The sequence below is a fragment of the Halarchaeum acidiphilum MH1-52-1 genome, from assembly GCF_000474235.1.
GTDB lineage: Archaea > Halobacteriota > Halobacteria > Halobacteriales > Halobacteriaceae > Halarchaeum > Halarchaeum acidiphilum.
Window position 1 is genome coordinate 1 of the sequence record NZ_BATA01000143.1, and the last position, 1,250, is coordinate 1,250.

The 1,250-nt window shown below is 55.1% G+C and carries 1 protein-coding gene and 1 pseudogene; one reads left to right on the plus strand and one right to left on the minus strand.

Going from position 1 to position 1,250, the window contains the following annotated elements:
- Nucleotides 1–496: IclR family transcriptional regulator (locus AOZ13_RS13575; RefSeq protein WP_148294612.1), on the minus strand; the 496-nt coding region annotated here is incomplete at its 3' end.
- Nucleotides 497–1,004: 508 nt separating this feature from the next.
- Between AOZ13_RS13575 and AOZ13_RS15160 the strand changes: the two are divergent.
- Nucleotides 1,005–1,250: pseudogene (locus tag AOZ13_RS15160) on the plus strand (IS6 family transposase); the annotation flags it as partial.

Genomic DNA, 1,250 nt, shown 5'->3' on the forward strand with positions numbered 1-1,250 from the left:
GGGGGAAGTCCTGTTCGTCGAGGAGACGGTTGCGGCGCTCGGTGGGCATATGCGCGAGGAAGAGCTTCCCCGCGGCGGTCGAGTGTAGGTTCTGAATCTCACCACCCGTCTCAAAGCCCGTGTGGACGGCGTGCTCGCCGGCGGCGACGTGCAGGTAAATTCCACGTCCATATTCCTCGACGACGAACTGACTGCGTTCGCCGGTCTCCTTGGCAATCTCCTCGGTGTGCGGAACGGCGAGGCAGTAGACTGCTTTGCGCTTCCTCGCGTACTCACCGAGCTGGAAGAGGTGGAGGCCGACGACGTAGTCGTCTCCGTCACGTGTGACGAACTGCTCTTGTTCGAGTGCGGTAAGGTGTCGATGGACCGTGCTCTTCGGCATGTCGAGCGCCCGAGAGAGCTCCGTCACGCCCGCGCCGTCCAACTCACGAAGGGCGTCGAGCACGCGGAGTGTAGTCCGGCTCGCTTGAACCGACTCCGGTCGATCTCGTTCCATGCTAGAGTGTACCTCTCGCTCTCGGATAAGTGTTCTGTTCAACGGAACAATATATCTGGTGGATTGCTAACTTGTTCCCTTTTAACCATCTGTGCTGCGCACTCTTTAGCCGATGTACGACGAAGTAGACAGACTTCCCAACGTAGAACACATATAGGTCGCACTATCAGTGATCTGATCTCGGTGAGACCAGCGCTTCATGTGAATTTAGCGGCCTACCTGTCCGTTCCTAGTAGCGGAACAAATTCGTGGCCGAATGGTTTTACACACATATCGTAGTAAATTATGTTTCCTGCCGCTGCGAGAGCCAGCTAGACAAGACCAGCGATAATCTATACCACGGCTAAGATTCATCATCCGTTGTCGCCGTCGATCGCACAGTCACTATTCCCGTTCCGCCTTCCAGAACGCTACTTTCACAGATACGGTCGGTCCACCATTTATGAACCGAAGGCACTGTCTAGTTGAGTGAGTTTGAGAAGCAAGAAGGCCGTAGCGAGAAGTGTCCATGCAACTCGCGAATCCCTTCGGGAACGCTTAGAGGTGGAGAACCAAGAGGTTTGGGAGAACGAGCGCACACCGACACCAGTCCGTTGTTTTGGAGTTCGACTTCATTCGATGGAGTTGTCGTTACGTGAAGTCGGGGCCATCTTAGAGTGGTCGGGTGTCGAGCGCTGTCATCAGGTGATCTGGCCCTATAAAGAGACACCCACTAAGGAACAAGGCGACCCACAATCAGTACCTCACAAAGCCT